The 1229-nt window shown below is 68.3% G+C and carries 2 protein-coding genes; both read right to left on the bottom strand.

The features are described from left to right. Nucleotides 1–5: 5 nt before the first annotated feature. Nucleotides 6–413: a hypothetical protein gene (locus R5W23_RS08740; protein ID WP_320686004.1), complete on the bottom strand. Its 408-nt coding sequence runs from the start codon at nt 411–413 to the stop codon at nt 6–8. 40 nt (nt 414–453) lie between these two features. Beyond that, nucleotides 454–1229 (bottom strand): ISAs1 family transposase (locus R5W23_RS08735; protein WP_320686003.1); only part of this gene is annotated, 776 nt, incomplete at its 5' end.

Genomic DNA, 1229 nt, shown 5'->3' with positions numbered 1-1229 from the left:
CAGGGCTACTCAGAGTTTGAAGTTGGCAGTTTGAGTAAGGCGAGTGCGGATTCGGTTTGAGCAACCATATGGCGGATGGCGGCGGGTACGCTGGGGTGCCCGGTTCGTCGTAGCAGGTACGCGACGACGTTCCGCAGGCTCGCCAGGACCCGCGGGGCCGCGCCGCGGCGCACCCGACACCGGTCCTCGCCCAATGTCACGTCGCGGATGTGGTGCAGGGCCTCGATGCCCCAGTGCGCCCGAGTATATCCGAGCAGCACCTCCGGGGGCGCGGCCACCGAGCTGAGGCTGGTGATCCCGTACACCACCTCCACCGTCTCCTTCCGGTTCATCTGCCGCCGCCGCTCCAACCGGAATGCCTGCTGCACACCGGGCCACCGGGTCAGGTACTCGTTGAGCCACGTGGTGGTCACAATGGACCGCCGCTCGACCCGCCCGTGCCCCTTGCTCAGCTCACATGCGGTGCCCGCGTCCGGATCCCACTGGCGCTGCAACGCGGGGGGAAAAATCGCCCCCCGCGGCGGTGGCGAACGCGGCTTCCAGGTCGGCCCGCAAGGTGCCTTGGTTGCTCTTGGCGTACAAGATGTAGTCCCCACCCCGCTGTTGCACCGCGGCGCACACGTCCGGCTGGGTAAAGATCGCGTCCCCGGTGACCACGGTCCCGCCCAGCGGGGGCAGCACGCCCCGCAACCGCAGCGCCGCCTTGTGCTCGTTGGTGCTGGCCTCGACCGTCATTTGGGCGATCACCGCGGCGGCGTGCGGGGCGTACGCCGCCAGCAGGTGGGTGCCCGCCACGTCGGCGTCCCGGGACCCGCACAACCGCTTGCCGTCCAATGCGATGTGCTCACACCCGTCCGGGTGCCGGTCCCCCAACCAGTCCCCGATGATCCGGTCCAAGTGGTCCGGGTCCAACTTCTGCAACAGCCCGGTGATCGTGTTGGCACACGGCATGTTGCCGTTCTTGAACCCCAACGCATGCCCCAACCGCTTCTGACGCAGGCGCCCGAACTGGGCGATCGCCGTCGGGGTGGTGTGGCCCGCCAGCATCGCCACCAGGCACAGGGTCAACAGCCCCACCAGCGGGTACTGGCGACCGTGACGGCTTCGCGGATCGGGTAACTCGGCCAACCGTTCGACCAGCGACCGGCTCATACGCGGCTCCAATATCAGGAGCCGCACCCATACCCACACCACGCACGCTACCCAACCCCAATCCGTGCGCAGCCCTG

The sequence above is a fragment of the Gemmata algarum genome, from assembly GCF_034097035.1.
Taxonomy (GTDB): Bacteria; Planctomycetota; Planctomycetia; order Gemmatales; family Gemmataceae; genus Gemmata; species Gemmata algarum.
The sequence above is the reverse complement of the archived record's forward strand: the minus strand, read 5'-3'. Positions and strand labels throughout refer to the sequence as shown.